Source organism: Paenibacillus periandrae (assembly GCF_022458865.1).
GTDB lineage: Bacteria > Bacillota > Bacilli > Paenibacillales > NBRC-103111 > Paenibacillus_S > Paenibacillus_S periandrae.
In genome coordinates this window covers 85,485-107,034 of the sequence record NZ_JAJNMU010000016.1, presented here as the reverse complement: position 1 = coordinate 107,034, position 21,550 = coordinate 85,485, and the positions used below count along the sequence as shown (strand labels likewise).

At 47.9% G+C, this 21,550-nt stretch carries 16 protein-coding genes; 10 read left to right on the top strand and 6 right to left on the bottom strand.

Features of this window, described 5'->3' with window-relative positions:
• Positions 1-29: 29 nt before the first annotated feature.
• Positions 30-1,331 (bottom strand): AAA family ATPase, encoded by a 1,302-nt coding sequence (locus tag LRL21_RS25765; RefSeq protein WP_240418762.1) that lies wholly within the window; start codon positions 1,329-1,331, stop codon positions 30-32.
• Positions 1,332-1,790: 459 nt separating this feature from the next.
• Here LRL21_RS25765 and LRL21_RS25760 point away from each other — a divergent pair, with 459 nt between their 5' ends.
• The 3 genes from LRL21_RS25760 (at position 1,791) to LRL21_RS25750 (ending at position 5,646) form a co-directional block, all read left to right on the top strand.
• Positions 1,791-3,503, top strand: coding sequence for a putative bifunctional diguanylate cyclase/phosphodiesterase (locus LRL21_RS25760; protein ID WP_240418644.1), 1,713 nt, complete (start codon positions 1,791-1,793; stop codon positions 3,501-3,503).
• A 265-nt stretch (positions 3,504-3,768) separates the two neighbouring features.
• On the top strand, positions 3,769-4,608 hold the full coding sequence (larE, locus tag LRL21_RS25755; RefSeq protein ID WP_240418643.1) for an ATP-dependent sacrificial sulfur transferase LarE: 840 nt from the start codon (positions 3,769-3,771) through the stop codon (positions 4,606-4,608).
• 45 nt (positions 4,609-4,653) lie between these two features.
• Positions 4,654-5,646 (top strand): 2-hydroxyacid dehydrogenase, encoded by a 993-nt coding sequence (locus tag LRL21_RS25750; RefSeq protein ID WP_240418642.1) that lies wholly within the window; start codon positions 4,654-4,656, stop codon positions 5,644-5,646.
• A 415-nt stretch (positions 5,647-6,061) separates the two neighbouring features.
• Here LRL21_RS25750 and LRL21_RS25745 read toward each other — a convergent pair whose 3' ends face one another.
• On the bottom strand, positions 6,062-8,215 hold the full coding sequence (locus LRL21_RS25745) for a HelD family protein (RefSeq protein ID WP_240418641.1): 2,154 nt from the start codon (positions 8,213-8,215) through the stop codon (positions 6,062-6,064).
• Between the two features lie 190 nt (positions 8,216-8,405).
• On the bottom strand, positions 8,406-9,254 hold the full coding sequence (locus LRL21_RS25740) for a cytochrome P450 (protein WP_240418640.1): 849 nt from the start codon (positions 9,252-9,254) through the stop codon (positions 8,406-8,408).
• Between the two features lie 463 nt (positions 9,255-9,717).
• Here LRL21_RS25740 and LRL21_RS25735 point away from each other — a divergent pair, with 463 nt between their 5' ends.
• The 5 genes from LRL21_RS25735 (at position 9,718) to LRL21_RS25715 (ending at position 15,226) form a co-directional block, all read left to right on the top strand.
• Positions 9,718-9,927 (top strand): hypothetical protein, encoded by a 210-nt coding sequence (locus LRL21_RS25735; protein WP_240418639.1) that lies wholly within the window; start codon positions 9,718-9,720, stop codon positions 9,925-9,927.
• A 193-nt stretch (positions 9,928-10,120) separates the two neighbouring features.
• Positions 10,121-12,175, top strand: a complete 2,055-nt coding sequence (locus tag LRL21_RS25730; protein ID WP_240418638.1) for an alkaline phosphatase — start codon at positions 10,121-10,123, stop codon at positions 12,173-12,175.
• Between the two features lie 37 nt (positions 12,176-12,212).
• Positions 12,213-13,220, top strand: a complete 1,008-nt coding sequence (locus LRL21_RS25725; RefSeq protein ID WP_240418637.1) for a hypothetical protein — start codon at positions 12,213-12,215, stop codon at positions 13,218-13,220.
• Complete coding sequence (locus tag LRL21_RS25720; protein ID WP_240418636.1) at positions 13,220-13,906, top strand: ABC transporter ATP-binding protein; 687 nt, start codon at positions 13,220-13,222, stop codon at positions 13,904-13,906. Before LRL21_RS25725 ends, LRL21_RS25720 begins: the two co-directional genes overlap by 1 nt.
• 3 nt (positions 13,907-13,909) lie before the next feature.
• A complete protein-coding gene (locus tag LRL21_RS25715) occupies positions 13,910-15,226 on the top strand; it encodes an ABC transporter permease (protein WP_240418635.1) in 1,317 nt (438 codons plus the stop codon).
• Between the two features lie 130 nt (positions 15,227-15,356).
• Here the strand turns inward: LRL21_RS25715 and LRL21_RS25710 are convergent, their stop codons facing one another.
• Both LRL21_RS25710 and LRL21_RS25705 read right to left on the bottom strand, forming a co-directional pair.
• The gene (locus LRL21_RS25710) at positions 15,357-15,866 is read right to left on the bottom strand and encodes a TlpA family protein disulfide reductase (RefSeq protein WP_240418634.1); all 510 of its coding nucleotides are present in this window, start codon (positions 15,864-15,866) and stop codon (positions 15,357-15,359) included.
• An 82-nt stretch (positions 15,867-15,948) separates the two neighbouring features.
• On the bottom strand, positions 15,949-16,758 hold the full coding sequence (locus LRL21_RS25705; RefSeq protein WP_240418633.1) for a methyltransferase domain-containing protein: 810 nt from the start codon (positions 16,756-16,758) through the stop codon (positions 15,949-15,951).
• Between the two features lie 306 nt (positions 16,759-17,064).
• Here LRL21_RS25705 and LRL21_RS25700 point away from each other — a divergent pair, with 306 nt between their 5' ends.
• Positions 17,065-19,629: a type IA DNA topoisomerase gene (locus LRL21_RS25700; protein ID WP_240418632.1), complete on the top strand. Its 2,565-nt coding sequence runs from the start codon at positions 17,065-17,067 to the stop codon at positions 19,627-19,629.
• A gap of 9 nt (positions 19,630-19,638) precedes the next feature.
• The gene (locus LRL21_RS25695) at positions 19,639-20,046 is read left to right on the top strand and encodes a DUF4395 domain-containing protein (protein ID WP_240418631.1); all 408 of its coding nucleotides are present in this window, start codon (positions 19,639-19,641) and stop codon (positions 20,044-20,046) included.
• An 88-nt stretch (positions 20,047-20,134) separates the two neighbouring features.
• Here the strand turns inward: LRL21_RS25695 and LRL21_RS25690 are convergent, their stop codons facing one another.
• Positions 20,135-21,475 (bottom strand): N-acyl-D-glucosamine 2-epimerase, encoded by a 1,341-nt coding sequence (locus LRL21_RS25690; protein ID WP_240418630.1) that lies wholly within the window; start codon positions 21,473-21,475, stop codon positions 20,135-20,137.
• Between the last annotated feature and the right edge of the window lie 75 nt (positions 21,476-21,550).

Genomic DNA, 21,550 nt, shown 5'->3' with positions numbered 1-21,550 from the left:
ACCGCCTATACGTATAATGGTGCTGCCTGCTAAAGTGTGTAGTCGTATTGGACTCCGGGGATTTCACGATCAAACAAGGTGCGGTACAAGCCTTGCAGTGTCTGCAGGATCCGTTCTCCTTGAATCCGCAAATGCGTGTACTTAACAGCGTAACGATCCGTATGGATCAGCAAAAAGTTTTGGTTGCGGATATAGCCGGGCCAATCCTTCTCCCGCTGCTGCCACTGCACCAATTTACCGCGCAGCTGTCGGGCTGTCTCTTCGAGCTCCTGCCTGCATTGCTCAAGCCGATCCTTTAACTGCTCCTGAGCTTCTTTTCCGAGTGCTCCGCCGACTTCCTTCTTGAACTGGAAGGCATGTAGCTCATCCTCCATATCGAGCCATCGTTTTGCGGTCTGATCATAGTCGTAAAGGGGCAGATCCCGCTCAGACTGCTGTTTAAGAGCTTCCTGAAAAGCGGTCTGAAACAATTCCTGCACTACCGTCACATCCTCCGGAAAATCCCACAGCATGTTAGGTGTATACACGGTGTCCCAGACATTGACTACATCACGCCCGTTCAAAGCCGCTGACGTTTTCCACAATTGCCCGATCTTGCGCCAGCGGCGGTCTGATAAGGTGAACTCTTTAGCTTCCATAGCCGTTTTCAACTGGTATAGCATATAGATAAGCGATTCCGGTATGATGACCTGTTCAGACGTCTTCCTGACAGTTTCCACATCCTTAACTGTCAAGAGGGAAGGAAGCGAGTCGGTTGGAAGCTGAAACATCTGCTCGTAGCTCGACATATGCTTCAGGAAGCCAACCCCGTAGCGAATCAGAAAACGGTCATATAAAGCGGCCAATTGCTCATTTTCTTCCGGCAGTTCGTTGGAGGCCGCCATTAGAAAGAGAAGCGGAGACTCTTCTTTGTCACGTCCATTAAAAAAGATTCGTTCATTTAATATGGATAGCAAGGCGTTGAGGATAGCACTGTTAGCTTTGAATATTTCATCGAGAAAAGCGAAGTCAGCAGCAGGCAAATACCCTTCGGTTTGCCGAATATATTGATCAAGCTTCAGCTTCTGCAGCGAGACTGGACCAAATAGCTCATCGGGTGTTGTGAAGCGGGTTAACAGGTATTCAAACCATTCTCCGCTGCCGAACAGCTGTGAGATCGCTCTTGCAAGCTGCGATTTGGCTGTGCCGGGAGGGCCGATCAGCAGTACATTCTCATTGCCCATCAAGCCGAGTACAAGTAAACGAATCAGCTCTTCACGCTCCAGAAAGCGGCTTTCCAGCAGACTGATAGCCTGCTCCAGCTGATGTTGAATTCTTTGAATTTCATTCATTTGAATGTCCGTCCGCTTGTTCAACGACCCTAATCGTTAGCGAACGGGTACCTCCCCTGCAAATATGTCATAGCTTGCCCAAGTCCAGCTTTAATTGTATCAAAATAATTTTAGATATACGAATCACGACAGGAATTCTATTAGTGAGCGTGTTCTCGAGCCGTGCTGCACCTGAGGAAGCTGAATTAACGGACGCTATTGAGAAGCTGCTGTAATAACTTCTACATATTTGGATAACGAAGGATTGTGTGTATAACGCATAATGCTTTTTTCTACAGGATTCGATTAATTTCGTCATCAATTTCCTTCATTTATGATATAATTGACGCTGAAAAGCTAAACTTTAAGTTTTGAGAGGGCTCGCATGACTTACTTCCACAGGGAAGCTCATTGTTGTCTAATAATGAGAGGGTATTTTAGCGGAATCTGCTCATACAGCAGACTGGGGAGAAGGCAATCATGGATTATTTAGAATCATCGCTGCCACTTACGCAGCAGCCCTTATTCGCGCTTAGCGGCGATGCAATTGTTCTATTGGGCCCTAATGGTAAAATTATACAATTAAATGCGGAGTGCAGCAGATTGCCGGGATTGAACTCTAAGGAATGGTTAGGTTGTTCTTTTGAATCTCTGCTGGATAAGGAGAATGGACATACGTTTGCTACACATTTTCAAGGTGCATTGCGAGGCTTGGCAAGCAACCTGGAGATTGAATTTCCTGAACGGGGCGGGCAGGTTACGGAGCTACAGTTGCGCTTAATCCCAGTGAACAGTGATGGACAATTATTTATATATGTGATTCTCAAGGATGTAACAGACCAAAAGAGGGCACTGCAGCTCATCGAGCATATGGCTTATCATGATACATTGACAGGACTTCCCAACCGTACCATGTTTCAAATCCAGTTGACACAAATGATCTCTGCCTCACTGGGCAATTCTGAGGATGATCAGTTTGCAATTTTGCTGCTGGATTTGGAAAGGTTTCAAAACGTAAATGATTTGCTTGGTCCCAATCTGGCAGATCTGCTGCTTAAGCAGGTTGGTGAACGGCTGCAGCTTCTCGTGGGGTTCGATTGTACTGTGAGCCGATTAGGTAACCATGAATTTGCCGTTTTGTTCTCCCGATTCGAGGATGCCTCAGAAATTGTGGAAAAAGCCCGGTCGATTCATGAACAACTGATGGTTCCTTTTTTGGTGCGGGATCGGGAGCTTGTAATTGTTGGGAGTATCGGATTGGCTTTCTACCCGCAAGACGGAACAGACATGAATGCGCTTCTGCTGCATGCGGCCAATGTTCAAGCCATGGAGAAGGAATACGGCGAAGGTGTGTACCGTATTCAGCAAGGGGATTTTGGAGCAAATGTACGGCTTCGCCTAGAGCTGGAGCATGATTTGCGCAAGGCGCTGGAGCGTGGAGAGTTTGAGTTATATTATCAACCACAGTACGATATACAGCATAATGAGCTGATAGGCGCAGAAGCGCTGATCCGCTGGCATCATCCTAAGCATGGCATGGTTTCTCCTGCGCAATTCATCCCGCTTGCCGAGGAAACTGGCTTAATCGTACCGATTGGTGAATGGGTGCTTCGCACCGCTTGCCAGCAAATTAAACAGTGGCATTTGGCAGGATTTCTGCATTTATCGATTTCGGTGAACCTATCGCTTCGTCAATTTCAGAAGCATAATCTGATCGGTGACATTATGCGGATTTTACGCGAAACTGAGCTGGAATCCAGGTTTTTGGAATTGGAAATCACAGAGAGCATGGCGATGGACAATGTTGAGCGCGTGATTCGCAAATTAAATGAACTGAAGGACTTGGGTATCCGGATTTCGATGGACGATTTTGGAACTGGCTACAGCTCACTTCAATATTTACGCAGACTTCCCTTACATAAGCTGAAAATCGATCAATCGTTTATTCGCGATATTAATCATGATGCCGATAGCGCGGCAATTGTAAGTACGATTATAGCGATGGCTAACCATCTCAGGCTGGAGGTTGTCGCAGAAGGAGTGGAAACGGCTCAGGATTTGCAATTTTTACTGCTTCAGGACTGCCGTCATGCACAGGGATATCATTTTAGTAAACCGCTTCCTGCAATGGAATTCGAACGTTTGTTAAACGAAGGGGGGGAACTTCTGTCGCCTTTTTATGTGCAGCCTTGAAAATTTGCTCTTTTTCTTGAGTGTAAAAAGGACTATAATAAAGCGGGATTCCAAAAGTCCCGTTTTACTTATACAGCAATACCCTAATGGCCAGGCTGACCGGAGTTCCGGAAGCTGAAATACGTTGTAATGCTTACGAAGATAGTTTTGCGAAAGCAAAACTCTAAAGCAAATGCTTACGAAGAAAGTTTTGCATTAGCAAAACTCTGAAGCAAATGCTTACGAAGATAGTTTTGCACAAGCAAAACTCTAAGGAGGGATTTCCATGCAAACGATCGAACAGAAATATGAAGAGCTGGGTCGCATTTTACGTGAGATGGATCGGGTCGTCGTCGCTTTTTCCGGCGGCGTGGATAGTGCTTTTCTATTAAAAGCAGCTTTGGAGTTTTTAGGTCCTGAGCGTGTTTTGGCGATAACTGCAGATTCCGAAACGTATCCCGTTCGGGAGAAGGAAGAGGCCATTCTGCTGGCCAAGGAGCTTAATGCGCCGCATGAGGTTATTCATACAAGTGAGTTGGATATTCCTGGATATGCCGAGAATCCGACGAACCGTTGTTATTTTTGCAAAAATTCATTATTCGAGCATTTGATTCCGATTGCAGAGAAAAAAGGCTATCATCACGTTATATTTGGTGCAATTGCCGATGATTTGGGTGAACACCGCCCTGGACTTCAAGCTGCTCATGACCAAGGGGTGCGAGCGCCGCTGCTGGAAGCGGGTATTAAAAAATCGGAAATCCGCCATCTTTCCCGTCAGTTTGGGCTGCGTACATGGGATAAGCCTTCATTTGCTTGCCTGTCTTCAAGAATACCATACGGGGAAGCGATTACAGCTTTAAAGCTGTCGATGATCGATCAGGCAGAGGATTTCCTGATTCAACTCGGATTCCGTCAAGTGCGGGTCAGACAGCATGAAAATCTCGCTCGTATCGAAGTGCCTGCCGCAGATCTGCCCGAGGTGCTGGCTGTAGCTGAAACCGTACATGCCAAGCTGAAAGAAATCGGCTACGCTTACGTGACGATGGATTTAAAGGGCTACCGCTCAGGAAGCTTGAACGAAGTACTAAGTCCCGCTCAGCAATCTGTTCATGCCGAAACCGTATAGCTTAAGTAACTGGATACCATAAAACCAATATCTGGAGGAAAGAAAATGTCAGCAAAACCAAAGGTTCTTATCACGCAAAAAGTGCCGGAAGCGGTTCAACATTATTTGAACGAGCATTGTGACTGTACTTACTGGGACAAGGAAGGCACGATGCCTCGTGCTGAAATGCTGGAAAAGATTACGGATGCAGAAGGCGTATTCCTCTCTGGAGGGGCTGTTGATACCGATCTGCTGGATCGTGCTCCCAAGCTGCGCGTAGTCAGCTCGTCTTCGGTTGGTTACAATCATTTTGATCTGGAGGCTATGAAGGCAAGAGGCGTACTTGGCACGCACACTCCATACGTTCTGGACGGAACGGTTGCGGATCTTGTGTTTGCGCTCATGCTGAGTGCAGGCAGAAGAATTGCAGAGCTTGATGCTTTTGTAAAGGCTGGTAAATGGCAAAAAGGCGCTGTAAAAGGCACCGAGCTGTTTGGAATGGACGTTCATCATGCTACTGTTGGGATTATAGGCATGGGACGGATCGGTGAGGCGATTGCTAAGCGGGCTGTGCACGGCTTTGATATGAATCTGCTGTATTATAGCCGCAGCCGCAAGCAGGAAGTTGAGGACAAGTATGGTGCTCGCTACTGCTCCTTGAATGAGCTGTTGGTCGAGTCGGATTATGTCGTCATTATTACTCCATTGACACCAGAGACGGAGCGTATGATCGGTAAAGAGCAATTTAGTCTAATGAAGCCAACAGCGTTCTTCATTAATGCATCGCGTGGTGCAACGATAGATGAGCAGGCGTTGATCGAAGCTTTGAACAACGGAACGATTCGTGGCGCGGGCCTTGATGTGTTCGAAGTGGAGCCAACTCCGATCGACAATCCGCTGCTCAAAATGCCGAACGTCGTTACCTTGCCGCATATTGGCTCTGCCACTGATAAAACGCGATATGATATGGCCATGCTGGCCGCTAAAAATCTCGTGGGTGCATTAACCGGCGGCGAAGCGTATGTTGTTCAGGAACTGCAAGGCGTAGGTAAAGTATAACCGTCATAGGCAGATATTACAGCCAATCCATACAAAAAGCCCGTCCTTGCAGTCAAGCTGCTTGGGACGGGCTTTTACACGTATTCAGGTGTTGATGACTCCTGCGGGATGTAGTTAGGCTGGGTTCACAGCTGAACTACTACAAAGGGGTTCTCGTTTATTAAAGATCGTAAGGCAGATCGACTTTTAGGTTTATGTATGAAGTGACAGCCAGCAAAAAAGGATGAATAGAGGACATGGGTGTGGGGTGGAAAGTTTACGGGCCGTCTTTGAAGTCGTGTTCCCACCTCCGAGTCTAATTAATGGAACACGACTTCAACAACGGCTGCAGCCCCATACCCATGTCCTCGCCAACGCACCAAGGTATGGGTTTAGACAAGCAATCACCATAAGATTTAGTACTGGTGAAATGGGCTTATCTTATTACAAAATCACCTTGTATCGGATCAACTAAGGGTGAAGCCGTCCCATCATACCAAATCTGCAGTGAATGCAAAGCGCGGGTGCAGCCCACATACAGCAGCTTGGCATCCTGCTCGGTAGCAGGATAATGAACATCATCTACATCAATGATCAATACGGCATCGAATTCGAGTCCTTTAGCCATAAAGGTCGGAACGATGGAAATACCACCTTCATAATGCTGTTGACCTGCCGCGATTAGATTGACTGACAAACCCGCCGCATTAAGCTTCTTATGAAGCGCTTCGCTGCGTGCCTCGGTACGCACAAGAATCGCTACCGTTGAAATTTCTCCGGTTTGCAACTTCTGGACAGCAGTGATGATGGAGGCCGTCAGCTTGGCTTCATCCACCTGAACAATTTGGACCGGGTCCCCGCTGCGGAACACGGGAATGGCTAACGCTGCAGGCTGCTCCAGACCAAGCTTTAATACCTCATTGGCAAAATATATGATTTCCATCGTAGAGCGATAGCTGCGATCCAATTGAAAATAAGCCGTTTTACCTTCTTCAAAAAGCGCCGTAAACTCATCCCATTTACGAATTCCTTGATAGGCATGAATCCCTTGGGACAGGTCTCCCAAAATCGTAAACGATTGGTTGCGGGTATGCAGATTTAACAAAGCTACCTGAAAGGGTGAAAAATCCTGGGCTTCATCAATGACCGTGTGGTCAAAGGTCAGATCTCCATGGATACCTTGAAATTTGCTGCGAATGAAGAGTAGGGCAGCCAAATCCTCGGGCTGAACACGCTTTTTCTTAAGGTGCGCTTCTGTAGAGGCCAGCAATTCCTTAGGTATTTCATTGTAAAGCTCGACGGACAAATAAGCTGGCTTACCCGTGGTTTGGAACAGCTCTTTATAGAACGTAAAGGGGGTATAGGCCGTCCAATGCTTGGCATAGTCGCGCAGCCGACTGGAAGCCTTTTTCTTATAGTCCTTTTTCAGATGAACCTCCCATACCTTCTCAAGCTCCATTTCCTGCCACCGTTTAACGCGCGCCATCACACGCTCGCGCCGTTTCATTAAAGGATCATGCTTGTATTCTACCTCATACCATTGACGCATCGTCTGCTTGCTCAGCTTGACACCGTCCCATGGGCTGTAATCTGCATGAGGCGCTGCAGACGCTTCGAATTGCTCCAGTGCCTGCTCCAGCCATTGCATGAACCTAATAGAGCCCTTCCAGCGGCCCGGAGCAGCGTCGTTCATTACAGGACGGCCTGGTCCGGTTTGAAACCAGTAGCGCAATTGTTCCGAGGTATCGATCAGCTTCACCTCATGCTCCAATAGCTCCAGCGCCCAGTCACTAAATGTAGTTTGCTGAATATCGCCGACACCAAGCTCTGGAAGCACGCCTGAAATATAATCGAGAAACATGCGGTTAGGGGCGAAAATGATCATGCGTTCAGCACGAACCTGATCGCGGTATTGATACAGCAGATAGGCGAGTCGATGCAAAGCCACCGTTGTTTTACCGCTTCCAGCGACACCCTGTATGAGCAAAGCGCTGTTCTTGACAGCACGGATAATCGAATCCTGCTCGGACTGAATCGTGGAAACGATGTCGCGCAGCTTATTATCCTTGTTTTCTCCCAATCGGTAGAGCAGGAATTCATCAGTTACTGCCATGTTGTCGCCGTTTCGATCGAATGTATCGACTACCCGCTGGAGAATTTGTTTGCGAATGACAAGATTTCGTTTTAAAAACACAAGGCCTTCCACTAGTCCATCAGGGGAATCGTATTGAGTAGCATCCAATCCTCCTGTGTACGAATAGAAAAGGGATGCAACCGGTGCACGCCAATCGACGACCATCAGCTCCAGCGTCAAATCCTTCTCAACGCCAACCTTGCCAATATAAAGAGGGATAGGCTCCTTGTGACCGCTTTCCTGAAAATCAAGCCTGCCAAAATAAGGCTCGCTCTGAGCAACAGCCAGATTACGCCGCCTTGAATCACGTATCGAATCCAGCACCTGTTCGGTGTGATCATGGCCGGTGTAGGGCGGAATACTGGCCAGTTCCTGCAGCTGTCGGTCAATTTCCGCGAACGTGTCCGCCAACCGTTTCATTTCCTCGTCATATGCGTTTTGCATGCTGATTTCCAAGTGATAACCTCCGCTCATTCCGTTCATATTGTGTTAGACAGGACGGATATCATATCACAATTTACAGCTATATTGCAATCATTGTATAAAATGTATAATCCCTGCGATTATCCAGAGAGCGGAATCATCCCAAAAAGCCTCGCGCCGTCGGCTTGCCAACGAACACGAAGCCTTTGCATGAGCCGCAGCCTTAATAATGGAACCTCAAAGGCAAGCTTTCTACTCCATGAACGATAAATCCGCGTGCCGGCCGAAGCAAATCCTGATTGATCCGCTGCAGGTTCGGAAGTCGATCCAGAATGACTCTAATTGCAACCCGGGCTTCCAGACGTGCAAGCGGTGCGCCGAGACAGAAGTGGATGCCATGGCCAAACGCAATATGCGGATTCGGATTTCGTGTGATGTCGAACGTATGGGCATTCATAAATTTTTGTTCGTCACGGTTTGCCGATCCAATCCAGGCAACGACCCGGCTGCCTGCTGCAATCGTTTGTCCACCAATCTCTAATTCCTCCTTGGCCGTACGAAACATCGCTTGAACAGGGGAGCGATAACGAAGCACCTCTTCAATCGCAGACGGAAGAAGCTGCGGGTCATTGCGAAGCTGATCCCATTGCTCAGGATGCTCCAACAAGGTAAGAACGGCATTGCCGATCAAATTGGTAGTTGTTTCATTGCCTGCGACAAGCAGCAGCGAACAAAAAGCTAAGATGTCATGCTCGGACAGCTGCTGCTGCTCCTCCTCAGCCAGCAGTAATGCGCTAACCAGATCATCCTGAGGATGAATGCGGCGTTTGGCTATGATCTCGCGGAAATAAGCGTGCATTTCCATGAGTGCTTGCTGGGACTCGGCATTAACTTCTCCAACTACGGCATTTGCTGAGGCTACGACCTCGTCGGACCAATGCTTGAACCGGTCGCGATCCTCGCTTGGTATTCCCAGCAGCTCGGCTATGACGATAACCGGCAGGTTCAGGACTTTCTCCATTGCCGTGGCCGGAAGAGAAGCGGGCTTGATCGGAAAGCACGGTCCGTACATCCTCATAGCCGAACACGGACCAGAACTTCATAGCTTCCATATAAGCAACGGGCTGTCCTGAGCGCATTTGATCATACATGGGATATGGATTTCTAAGCAGCTCCGGGGTTAATAAGATACTCACAAGCTTGATTCCTCCTCTTTTTTATAATATCAGAATTTCTAAGTTTTCAGCGGAGCTGAATATTCTGATATTGCCAGAAAAGCTACATGTAAAACACGGATGTATCTTCACCGAATAGGCTTCGATCAGAAGCTTTTCTTATCACGAATGGCAAGTCCGGGTACTAGGTAATCATATAGCGTATGGAAAGGTGTTATTATTTCCCACCTATATCTGGGCTATACCTTTGTTTACCCGGAAATGGACCTATCACAATGAAATCGTATGAAAGTTTTACGAACGATAGTTTTTTCGTTATGATGTTAACCATCTGCTTAACTAATTGGAGGTTGGGATCATATGAGAACCGAGGATCAAATTAAAAGAAAACGCAATGAGCTGGTTGTTCAGCTGAAGTCGGCAGAGGCTGATCTGGCGAATCTACAGCAGAGCAATCCAGAGAGCGAGGGGAAAATCGATAGGCTTCGTTCAAAGGCTGAGCAGTTGGAGTCCATGATTATGATGCTGGAATGGGTACTGAATGAGCCAAGCGGAGCGTATCATACTTAACTTTTGCCAGCTACAAGCAGGAGGCTCTGGAATCTGTTTACAGCTGCATTTTACATTCAGTTGATACTCTCGATTAAATTTTACATAGTGATAATGTAAGCAGGCATTCCGATAAATCTTTGATAGTTACAATTGAACATATGTCCATTTCATACATATGTTTGGCCAAAACTGTTGGAGGTGTTGAGTCAGAATGAAAACCAAGACTTTAAAACTGATTACAAGTATTGCACTGACGGGAGGATTACTGGTTAACAGTCCCGAGCTGCTTCCGGTTGGCGTTTCAACTGTACAGGCGGCTGAGCAAGCGGCGGCACCATCCGTGTACATCGCTCCAATTGATCGCGCGAAATTTATTGCCGGCGCCAAATTTGATTTCCGCGTCGAACTGAACAATTTGACGACGATGCCGGGTTCCGTGAGCATCACGGTTAACGGTAAGGATGCCGAGCAGTTTTTTGGTAAGCCTTTTGTAAAAACGAACACAAGCAAGAGCCAGGAATTTACGATTCGTGATGTGATGATTAGCGAAGCGGGTACATATGAAGTGGCAGTAAAAGCAGATGGATTATCTAAAACCGTTAAATATGAGGTTGTATTGGCTGACAATGGCGGACAAAAGGCAAAGAATGTGATTTTGTTCATCGGTGACGGAATGGCGTTTCCAGATATTACCATTTCAAGAGTCATGTCCAAAGGGATGACTGAGGGTAAATATAACGGGTTGTTGGAAATGGATAAATTTGATCAGCGTGCAGTAGTTACCACCTCAGGCATGGATTCTATTGTTACAGATTCTGCGAACAGCGCAAGTGCTTATAATACAGGTCATAAATCGGCTGTAAACGGTCTTGGCATTTATCCGGATAACACAGAAAGCTCCCTGGATGATCCGAAGGTAGAGACGCTGGCTGAGATGTTAAAGCGGAGTAAGAAAATGTCTATAGGCGTGGTATCGACTTCCGAAATTGAAGATGCTACACCTGCTGCGGTTGTTTCCCATACACGCCGTCGTGCAGACAAGCCGGAAATCGCTGAAATGCTGTACAAGCTGCAGCCGGAAGTTATTTTGGGTGGAGGCTCTGCTTACTTCTTGCCTAAATCAACACCGGGCTCCAAACGTAAAGATGATCAGGATTTATTCGATATGTTCCAGAAAAAAGGCTACACCATCGCTGAGAACGCAACTCAGCTAAAAGCTGCTAATGCACCGGATAAGCTGCTTGGCTTGTTCCATCCATCAGATATGAGTGTATATTACGACCGTTCTACGAACAATACGGCTGAATTAAAAAGCTTTACAGATCAACCGAATTTGTGGGATATGACGTCAAAGGCGATTGAAGTGCTAAGTAAAAACGAGAATGGCTTCTTCCTGATGGTAGAAGGCGCTAGCATCGATAAGCAGCTTCATCCAATGGATTGGGAACGTGCTGCTTATGACACGATTGAGATGGATAAGGCTCTTGGAGTTGCCAAGAGATTTGCCGAGAAGAATGGCGACACGATGATCGTAGTCACAGCAGACCATGCTCACTCAGTTAGCTTGGCCGGAACGTATTGGGAGGGTGACGGCAAATCGGGCAGAGAAGGCTTCCGTACGTATGAAGAGGCCAAATTCCCAACTTATGTAGATTCTAACGGGGACGGCTTCCCGGATAGCCCGGATGTTGATCGTAAGCTGGGGGTCGTATTCGGATCGGGTACTGACTACTATGAAGATTACAAATTCGATCCCATTCCAACTTCACCGGCTGTGAAAAATAAAGAAGGTCTCTACGTGGCCAACCCGGCTAAATTAGCGAACCCGGATGATCCGGATCGTGATCGTTTCTTGCGTAAAGGTATTCTTAACCCAACGACAGACAGTACAGGCGTTCATACCGCTGACGATGTTCCTTTAATGGCATATGGACCAGGCTCCAGCTATTTCAAAGGTACCATGGATAATACGGAAGTTTTCTTCGGACTGGCTAATGCATTAGGTGTTAATCTGACAGATGCTAAATCTGATGGTAAGAACTGGGTTCAGCTTTCTACTTTTGTTAATGTAATTGGCGGTACGGTTAAATATGAAGCTACCACCAGAGAAGTTACCGTAACGGTCAATGGCAGCAGTGTGGTCCTTAACCTGGCTACCGGCAAAGCGACTAAGGCGGGTAAAGAAGTAGCGCTTGACTTTAAATTTAATAATGGCACGACTTACGTATCGACCAGCTCTTTTCTGGAAGTACTTGCAAGTAAATAATCCAATACAAACTTAGCTTGATCTGGAGGGGATTTGCATGTTACTGGACAGTAAATGCAGGATCACCTTGGGTGCTTGTCTAGTGGGTATGACCCTTCTTGTTTCCGGATGCAATCAACCGGCTCCCCTACCTGTTGGGGGGGCGGTTGATTTGTCTTTTCAGCAGACAGCCGTAGGAGCAGGGAAAACCAATCAGACGAGTTCTAACCAAGGCGATACGAGTAAGAGTTCGAATACAACGGAAACCAATAATGCTCAACCAGCAAAAGCTGAAGTGAACCAGCCTGTGGCAGCTGCACAAGCGAACCCGATGGAAGCAAATCAACCGGATGCGAATAAATCAGAATCCAATCAAGCGGATTTAAAGCAATCAGAGGCGACAACCAAACAGGAAAATAAGTCCGCTGCATCAGAGGCGGATGTCAATAAGTCAGTTTCACCTGAACCTAAGACGGCATCTGGGCAGCTGCCAGCTGTATCTGTTGAGTCGGGAAAGGACGTGCCAAGGACGGCACCAGCAGCAACAGTTGAGCCAGCAGCCGAACCCGTGACTCAACCTGCTCCTTCAGAACCTGTAACTCAGCCTGCTTCAGTTCCAACCCAACCGATATCATCAGAGAAGACTCCTGCAGTAGAAAAGACCGCTGCCAATATCATAAAGGATGCAACCAAAGCAGCCACACTAACCTTCAAGGATTTATATTCAGATATGACCGTTCGGGGTGTAAAGTTCTCAGATAAGCTTACTCAGCTTGCCAATAAAAAAGTGGAAATGACGGGATTTATGGCTCCCCCATTAACCGCTAAGGTCAATTTTTTTGTGCTGACCCGCGTAGCCATGTCGATTTGTCCTTTCTGCTCAACGGACGCTGATTGGCCGATTGATATCGTAGTCGTATCCATGCCGAAAGGAAAAGAGGTTGTTCCGACTGAGCATCAGGTCAAGGTAACAGGAACTTTGAGTATTGGCTCTCAAACAGATGAGACGACAGGTTTTGTAAGTCTGATTCGAATTATTGCTGATAAGGTTGAGGTGTTGAAATAATGCTGCTGCTTGAACATGTGGACAAAAGCTATATCATCCCAGGCAGGCAGCACGTTCCTATCCTGCATATTCCGCACTTTCAAATGTCACCACAAGAAAAAGTAGCATTGGTTGGTCCGAGCGGCTCTGGCAAAAGCACGCTGCTCCATATGATAGCCGGTATTCTACGTCCGACTAGCGGTACCATTCGTCTCCTTGAAAAACAGTTGGACAGCTTGAGCGAATCAGAATTGGATCGATTTCGGGCTAAGCATATCGGTTATGTTTTTCAAAGCTTTAACCTGCTGCCGGGTTTTACAGCAATGGAGAACGTGCTGGCAGCAATGCGATTCGGTCAAGTCATCCCGCCCAAGCAGCATAAGGAACGTGCTGCCGATATGCTGGATCAAGTCGGATTGTCTCATCGGCTTCATTATAAATCGGGACAATTAAGCAACGGTGAACAGCAGCGCGTTTCCATCGCCAGAGCGCTGGTCAATAATCCGGCTCTTGTACTGGCTGATGAGCCAACGGCAAGCCTTGATTATGCAAATGCAGAGCAAGTAGCAGCTCTGCTGAATGACGCTTGTCGTAGTCATGGTGCTGCACTGCTGCTGTGCAGTCATGATCTTGAACTGGCAGGAACCATGGATCGAATCATAAATATACGTGAACTTTCCCAAACGGCAGCAGGGAGGGTGGGGTAACCTATGTCCTTACTACAAATGGCTTGGCGTAATTTGATAAACCGCCGTGTACAGACCTTGATAACAGTAATAGTTATTCTCATCGGGGTATCGATGGCATTGAGCATCATGATGCTCTCGGACGGCATCAAGCAGGGTATTGTCAAAGCTAGTGAGCCTTACGGGATGATCGTCGGTTCCAAAGGCAGCGCCAATCAGCTCGTGTTCAACACGATTTTTCTGATGGATAATCCGTTGTCCAATATTAGCCTGGATTATTATCGCTCGCTAGAAGCAGATCCAAGAGTAAACCAGGCTGTTCCTTTTGCGCTGGGGGATAATTACAAAGGCTTTCGAATCGTGGGCACAAGCGCTGAATTTTTCGCTTTAAGAGGTAAACCGGCAGATCCACCTTATTTTCATCTGGCAGCAGGGAGAATTTTTGACAAAGCCTTTGAAGCTGTTATTGGCTCCAAGGTTGCCGCAGAAACGGGTCTGACTATTGGCGATACATTTGTTTCCGGGCATGGCGTAGCGATGTCCAATGAGCAGGATGAGCACAAGGAAAACCCTTATAAGGTCGTTGGTGTATTAAACGGAGTATCAGCTCCATCCGACAAAGGCATCTATGTAACGATGGATAGCTACTGGGTCAGTCACGGACAGCATGGTCATGATGAAGAGACAGAGACAAGTCACAGTCCGGGCGAAGAGACCAAAGCTTCTGCTGCTTCCAAAACGTCACAGGGCAAACCGGGGCAAGCAGCATTATCCTGGACAACCAATCAGCTGGAAGCACCTCAGGGTGTCACGGCTGCACTGATCAAACCCAAAAGCTATATGGATTTGATGAAAATGTATCAGGAAATCAATCAGGGAGCCAGAGCGCAGGCTGTTTTTCCGGGGCAGATTATTGCCAAAATCTTCGATATGATGGGTAGCGGTGAACAGGTATTGAAATATATCAGCTATGTCGTTCTTGGGATGTCAGGACTGACCATTGTACTGGCTTTGTATGGATCGACCATGGAAAGAAGACGTACCGTATCGATATTGCGGGCTATCGGCGCGAGCCGAGGTTCGGTACTGGCCATCGTTTTGCTGGAATGTGTGCTGATTGTCGCGCTGGGGTGCATCGGGGGTATTATAGGTGGTTATTTGCTAACGGTTGCTTTGTCTATGTATATCGGCTCGCAAATATCAATTACGGTTATTCCGATGTACAACTGGGAGCTGCTGAGTGTCGTAGGAATCGTGGGTTGCATAGGGATACTGGCAGGGATCATGCCGGCATTAAGTGCTTATCGGGTAGAGGCAGCACGATATCTAAACTCACAATAATCATAGCTTTACATCGTGCATTAGCATTATCATTGCAGTTTGCTTGAGCATGTAAGTGAAAATACTACTCCGATCATTGAAGTACAAGGAAACCAAGAGAACAATGATCGGAGAGGGAGAGAGAATACGGTTAACGAAGCAACTGCTTGAATTTGAGCTCTAGCTGCGCAGGGTCAGTGGTTCCGACTAGTCTGTCAACGATGATGCCGTTCCTGTCTACAAAATATGTAGTAGGGATTGCAGCGATGTTGTAGGTTTCGGTAACCGCTGCTTTGGCGTCCAATAAAACCGGGAAAGGTATGTGGTATTTACTGACAAAGTTCTGTGCGTCATCGACTCGGTCCTTGGATGTGACATTAACAGCCAGAATCTCGATCTGATCCTTATACTGCCCATAAAGTCTGGAAAACTCAGGCGCCTCCGCCTGACAAGGCTCGCACCAGGAGGCCCAAAAGTTGATCAATACAGGCTTGCCATGCAGCGAATCCAAGGAATAGGTTTGACCGTTTAAAGCTGTGAGTGTGAAGGCTGGGGCTGTGTAGCCTTTTTTGGGAAGCTGCTTATTTGCGGTTGTCAGCTGTTGAATAACGGTTAACAGCGCCAGACACAGAACAACAGCAAGCACCCATTGTTTTTTCATGGATAGAGCACCTAATTTCGCTAGAGGTAGATGAGAGATCATAGATTTGTAACTGATGATTGTAAACAGCTGAATGGGTTGGTTATGACAGTCTCACACCCTCAACGGCTAGCATATACATCGATAAGGACCGGGCGTCTTTAAGCATCCATTCCCGATATTCATTTTCCGCGGTCACATATTCTTGTTTGGTGATATACCCGTCTCTTTCCATTTGAACGCCTCTGCTTGAAGCGGTATCTGCCCATATTCCGATTCTAGAGAGGAAATCTGGGTTTGTTCGATTCGTGACTTCATGTTGGGGAGTTACCATGATGTTATCAAAGCCAGCTGTATGAAATAGGTGAGGAAGATGATCAGCAATCGCATTATCCATACCGGCATCGGAACGCCATTTCAAATATGCGGAATAGAAAGTAAGCATGCTTGAGGGAGGTTGTGGTTCCCAGCTTATTTTCTGGTGATTATAATCTGCGATCACAACACGTCCACCGATTTTTGCGGCCGATTTCATCCTGGTTAATGCTTGTAACGGTTCAGATAACCATACCAGAACACGAGCGGAGGTGACGATGTCAAACACTCCTTCATAAGTAATATTATAAATGTCCCCTGTTTCAAAAGCTATCCCCGGTGTATTCCCGTGAGCGTGACGGGCTTTGTCGATCAGGTTTGGATTGCTATCCATGCCTATCACACAGCCAGTTGATCCTACTGCTTCTGCTATACCGCGAGTAATCGCCCCGGTTCCACAACCAACATCAAGTACCTTCATGCCTGTAGTGAGTATCTCAGCAAGCCTTGTGTGAGAGTTTGTTAACGATCTGGCATCTAACACGTTGGTCAGCTTTCCTGATAATTCCGCCCGATTATGAGCTGTATTGTTGTCCATTATGATCCCTCCTGGTATTAATGTAATTATCATATCGTTTAAAAGCGTATTGGTATAATATATAATGTACATATATTTTATAGGTTTTAACTATATAGATGCTGCTACAAATTTGGAACAAGCAAACAGCCAGCAATACGACACATGAGCATAAAGCAGCATTGCTACCAGAGAATTAGACATGGTAAACTCATAGATAAAGCTAGATAAACACCGAACCGGGTGTGTTGAAGGTTTACAACAGGTTTGTTTTTCGGGTACGATGGGCGAAGAATGGGTTTGTGTTCATTGGGAGTGAGAGAAGATTTGAAAACGCTAATTATAGCTGAAAAGCCCGATATGGGACGCAATATTGCAGCAGCCATTGATCCAAAAGCAAAAAACTTCAGGACCTATATTGAAGGTGAGCAGTATATCATTACATGGGCCATCGGGCACTTGATAGGACTTGCCGAACCCGATGCTTATGATGACAAGTATAAAAAATGGAATTTTAATGATCTTCCGATTATTCCGGACCATTTCAAGCTGATTCCGAATGCGAGGACGAAGGATCAATTAAAGCAGATCGGGGAGCTTGCCAAGCGAAGCGAAAGGCTTGTAAACGCATGTGACGCAGGGCGTGAGGGCCAGCATATTTTTTCGTTGATTCAGCGGCACTTGAAGCTAAAGCAGCCGGTAAAGCGGCTATGGATTTCCGATTTGACTCCAGAGACGATTCGTAAAGGCTTTGCCGAATTGCGTGAGGGTATTGAATACGAGAATTTGACCAAAGCAGCGCGGGTTCGCAGTGAAGCGGATTGGCTGATCGGCATGAACGGCTCAAGGGCTTTTACAACCAAGCATCAGGTGCTGTTGTCCGTCGGGCGGGTACAGACCCCGGTTTTGGCTATCCTGTATGACCGTCAAAAGGAGATCGAAGCGTTCAGCTCGAATAAGTTCTATGATGTTGAGGCTCTGTTCAAGCAACAAGAAACCGAGTATAAGGCGTTATGGCAGGGCGAACGGATTACCGATCCGGCGAAAGCCAATGCAATTGTTGAAAAAGTAAAAGGGAAAATGGGGACTATCGCCAGCTATGAGGTCAAGGACACGAAGGAGTATCCGTTTAAGCTGTATGACCTGACGCTGCTGCAGCGGGAAGCGAATGCGAAGCTTGGTTTTTCCGCCAAAAAGACGCTTGATACGGCGCAGGCGCTGTACGAGAAGCATAAGGTGATCAGCTATCCGCGGACAAATTCCAACTATGTGACCGAAGCTAATATTCCCGAGATGTATAAGGCGCTGGACCAACTGAAGGGGACCTCTTACGGCGAGCTTGCCGAACAGGCAGACAAGCGTCTTGTGCATAAAAACAACAAAAGCATATGCAACCCGACCAAGGTGGAGGATCACCATGCAATTATGCCAACGCATAAAAAGGCTGGCGGGTTATCCAATGACGAGCAGCAGGTTTACGATTTGATTGTACGGAGATTTCTGGCACAGTTTTACCCTCCCGCGGAGTACAAAATCCACACGGTGTTAACCGAGGTTGAGCGGGAAATGTTTAAGAGCACGATCAAGCAGCTGCTTTCCTTGGGCTGGAAGGTCATTTATGCGGATCAAAAAAAGGGTAAGCCGATGTCTCGCGGCAAGGCAGATAAGACGGACGAGGATGAGGTCCCGGAGGAAGAGATCACAACCCCGTTCAGCTTGCAGGCAGCTGAAGCTGTAAAATGCGCAAAAATTGCAGCTAAGGAAAAAGAAACCCAGCCGCCTAAGGCGTATACAGAAGGAACGCTGCTGAAGGCAATGGAAGGCGCAGGGAAGCAGATTGAGGATGAGGAGCTTCGGGATGCGATGAAGGATTCAGGCCTCGGAACCCCTGCTACGCGTGCTTCTGTTATTGAGCGGTTGAAGCAGGTAGACTACATCGTGATGCAGGGCAAACGAATCATCATCACGCAAAAGGGACGCACAGCGGTCGAGCTGATTCGATCCGCAGGTGTGGATCTGCTGACTTCGCCGGAGATGACGGGTCATTGGGAACGCAGGCTCAACGAAATTGCCCGCGGTGTTGCGTCTGACGAAGCTTTTATGGCGAACGTGAAGAAGTTCACGAACCTGATCATCGAGAAGGTTCGGGTGCAGTCGAAAGCAGCCAAGCAAGCTTTCGAAAGCGCAGCTGGTACGGCGAGCGCAGGCGCGAAGCGGACGACGCGCACGCGAAGCAGCGACGGCGGTGCGGAGGCGAGCGGCAGCGCAGGAGCGGCCGCAGGCGCGAAGCGGACGACGCGCACGCGAAGCGGCGACGGCGGTGCGGAGGCGAGCGGCAGCGTGGGAGCGGCCGCAGGCGCGAAGCGGACGACGCGCACGCGAAGCGGCGACGGCGGTGCGGAGGCGAGCGGAAGCGTGGGAGCGGCTGCAGGCGCGAAGCGGACGACGCGCACGCGAAGCAGCGACGGCGGTGCGGAGGCGAGCGGCAGCGCGGGGGTGGCTGGAGGCGCGAAGCGGACGACGCGCACGCGAAGCGGCGAAGGCGGTGCGGAGGCGAGCGGGAGCGCTTTGCCGAGCGCAGCGCATGCTGCCGCGGCCCGCGGCGGCATAGCGGCCTGCCCGCGCAGCGGCTGCGCGGGGCGGATCATCGCCGGCAAGCGCGGCTATGGATGCACGGCATACAAAGCCGGCTGCGGCTTTGTACTCTGGAAGGACAGCTTAGGTGCTTCGCTATCTGAAGCGGATGCCCGCTCTTTAATCGAGCGAGGCCATACAGCTGCAATCCGCAGAATCGATGAGAACGGCAATCAGACGGAAGCCAGATTGTATCTATCAGACACCAATACCGGACAGCTTGCATTAGAACCAACCATTACGACAAATCGGAGGTGACGGTTAATTATGAAGGAAATACCGATTCCATACGTACGTTCCAACCAGGTGGGTATTGTGCTGTTCGTGCTGCTGGCGATCTTGCTGCAGCAGCCAATTTTAATTATTATTTTATGGGCCCTTCAAGTGATACCGATGGTGCTGGGTCTGCGTGCAAACCTTTTTATTAAGATTGCCAAGCCCTTCTTGACCAACAAAATACAAGGAGCACAGACTGAATCGCAAGAGCTGCTTCGCTTTAATAACTCGATTGCGGTTGTGTTGTTATCGATTGCTGTCATTTGCTTTTGCTTCAGTTGGTCTTCTATCGCGGGTTATTTGTTTGCGGCAATGGTTGGGATCGCGGCCTCCATTGCAATCTGCGGCTTTTGTATCGGCTGCTTTTTATATTATCAGTGGAAAAGCAGAACCAGATAACAGCTGTTCATATTCCGTCTCATTCATATGTTGGAAAACTGAAAAGCCGCTCCGTTCGCAGCTGTTTGACTGCAAATGGAGCGGCTTTTTATGGATAAGATTCAACCTCGGCTTGGCAAGGGCTAGCCATTTCATTAGCCCGATTACTTGGAAATAACCACAGCTTCGGTGTATCCTTAAGCTTTGATACGGAAAGTATGAACGGTTCTGTGGGGAATTGCCCGCTCTGAAGCAGCACATTGCAGCCATCAACTTGTATAACCCCGATTTGTACATCGGATCTTATGCCTGCCTGAATCACCTTATAGTTATCGCTTATTGCAGCTGAAGCAGGATCGATTCTTTTTTGGAATTGCAGCAGCAGTCTATCCCTGCCTTGACGCTTAATTGCCATTAGCTTTGGTTTTTCATCGTACATATAGGCTCCGAGGTGATATTCGTATGCAGTCCAGGTCCGGTAGCCAAGTGACTGACTATGTGCCGAGAAGCTCTCCAGCCAGGCTCGGCTGCGCCGCATAGGGCGAAGCGAACCGATATCCGTCTGCAAACTAAGAGGCAGATCAGGGTGTACCGCTCGAATCCGTGCAGCAAATGGCTCATAATACTTAATGTAGTTAGCAGGCAGCCGCCAACGCATCCAATCCGGCCAATGGGTTTGAATGACGTGGATATCAGGCTTGACATAAGAGATCATCGAAGCGGCATCAAGTCCATGAAATTCCCTAACCTTATCTACAGAGTCAGCCCCGGCATTGACACCAAGCGACCAGGTCGCGATTTGGATTTCTGGCCGAGCTTCACGAACGCCCCCTCGACCATTAATTAATTCATTCAAAAAACGATTGACAGTCGCTACGCGAAATTCGATCCAGTCTCTGTAGAGCGAGGTGTTTCTTTTGTAGTACAAGGGTGAGCTTTTTTGTTTAAAATCGGGAATTTCACTGCCATATTGCTGCTTGAACGCAGCTCTGGCATAAGGCCCGACATCGCCATACACCCCGCTTGCAATCCCGTTCCACTCTGGGAAATAAGGCTCTGCTATCTCCAATCCATCAAACTCATGGGCCTTCACCAAAGCGGCCATCGTCAGCTTTTTCCACTCTACATAACGGTAGCTGTGGGGAGAGAGGCGAAAATATCCATCATTTACCGGCTTAAGCAGTGTCATCTGCCAATCGGGCCAATCCTTCGGCAAGTGATCCGTAATATAGGTTCCATTACCAAGCAGCGTAGCCCAAACCATGATACCCCGTGCCCGAAGCAGCTCAACCAGCTTGCCGTTCACCTTATTTTCATCCGTTACAAAATAATGGACCGAGCGATATCCAGCTAGCTCCAGCTCATCGACAATACTTTGTTCGGAACGACCTGTATAGTAAGGGAAAACCGGATCAATTTGGATGGAACGACCTTCCCATTTGTGCATCATAATTGCCCCTTTGGTTGACTATATAAGAAGTTATGCCATTTATTCTGCTTGCCTGAATAATTCCGGGTTGTGATG

Bases quoted from the DNA above. Each gene is read 5' to 3' on its own strand.
- LRL21_RS25765 (WP_240418762.1), bottom strand. From the start codon at position 1,331: ATGAATGAAATTCAAAGAATTCAACATCAGCTGGAGCAGGCTATCAGT.
- LRL21_RS25760 (WP_240418644.1), top strand. From the start codon at position 1,791: ATGGATTATTTAGAATCATCGCTGCCACTTACGCAGCAGCCCTTATTC.
- larE (WP_240418643.1), top strand. From the start codon at position 3,769: ATGCAAACGATCGAACAGAAATATGAAGAGCTGGGTCGCATTTTACGT.
- LRL21_RS25750 (WP_240418642.1), top strand. From the start codon at position 4,654: ATGTCAGCAAAACCAAAGGTTCTTATCACGCAAAAAGTGCCGGAAGCG.
- LRL21_RS25740 (WP_240418640.1), bottom strand. From the start codon at position 9,254: ATGTACGGACCGTGCTTTCCGATCAAGCCCGCTTCTCTTCCGGCCACG.
- LRL21_RS25735 (WP_240418639.1), top strand. From the start codon at position 9,718: ATGAGAACCGAGGATCAAATTAAAAGAAAACGCAATGAGCTGGTTGTT.
- LRL21_RS25730 (WP_240418638.1), top strand. From the start codon at position 10,121: ATGAAAACCAAGACTTTAAAACTGATTACAAGTATTGCACTGACGGGA.
- LRL21_RS25725 (WP_240418637.1), top strand. From the start codon at position 12,213: ATGTTACTGGACAGTAAATGCAGGATCACCTTGGGTGCTTGTCTAGTG.
- LRL21_RS25720 (WP_240418636.1), top strand. From the start codon at position 13,220: ATGCTGCTGCTTGAACATGTGGACAAAAGCTATATCATCCCAGGCAGG.
- LRL21_RS25715 (WP_240418635.1), top strand. From the start codon at position 13,910: ATGTCCTTACTACAAATGGCTTGGCGTAATTTGATAAACCGCCGTGTA.
- LRL21_RS25710 (WP_240418634.1), bottom strand. From the start codon at position 15,866: ATGAAAAAACAATGGGTGCTTGCTGTTGTTCTGTGTCTGGCGCTGTTA.
- LRL21_RS25705 (WP_240418633.1), bottom strand. From the start codon at position 16,758: ATGGACAACAATACAGCTCATAATCGGGCGGAATTATCAGGAAAGCTG.
- LRL21_RS25695 (WP_240418631.1), top strand. From the start codon at position 19,639: ATGAAGGAAATACCGATTCCATACGTACGTTCCAACCAGGTGGGTATT.
- LRL21_RS25690 (WP_240418630.1), bottom strand. From the start codon at position 21,475: ATGATGCACAAATGGGAAGGTCGTTCCATCCAAATTGATCCGGTTTTC.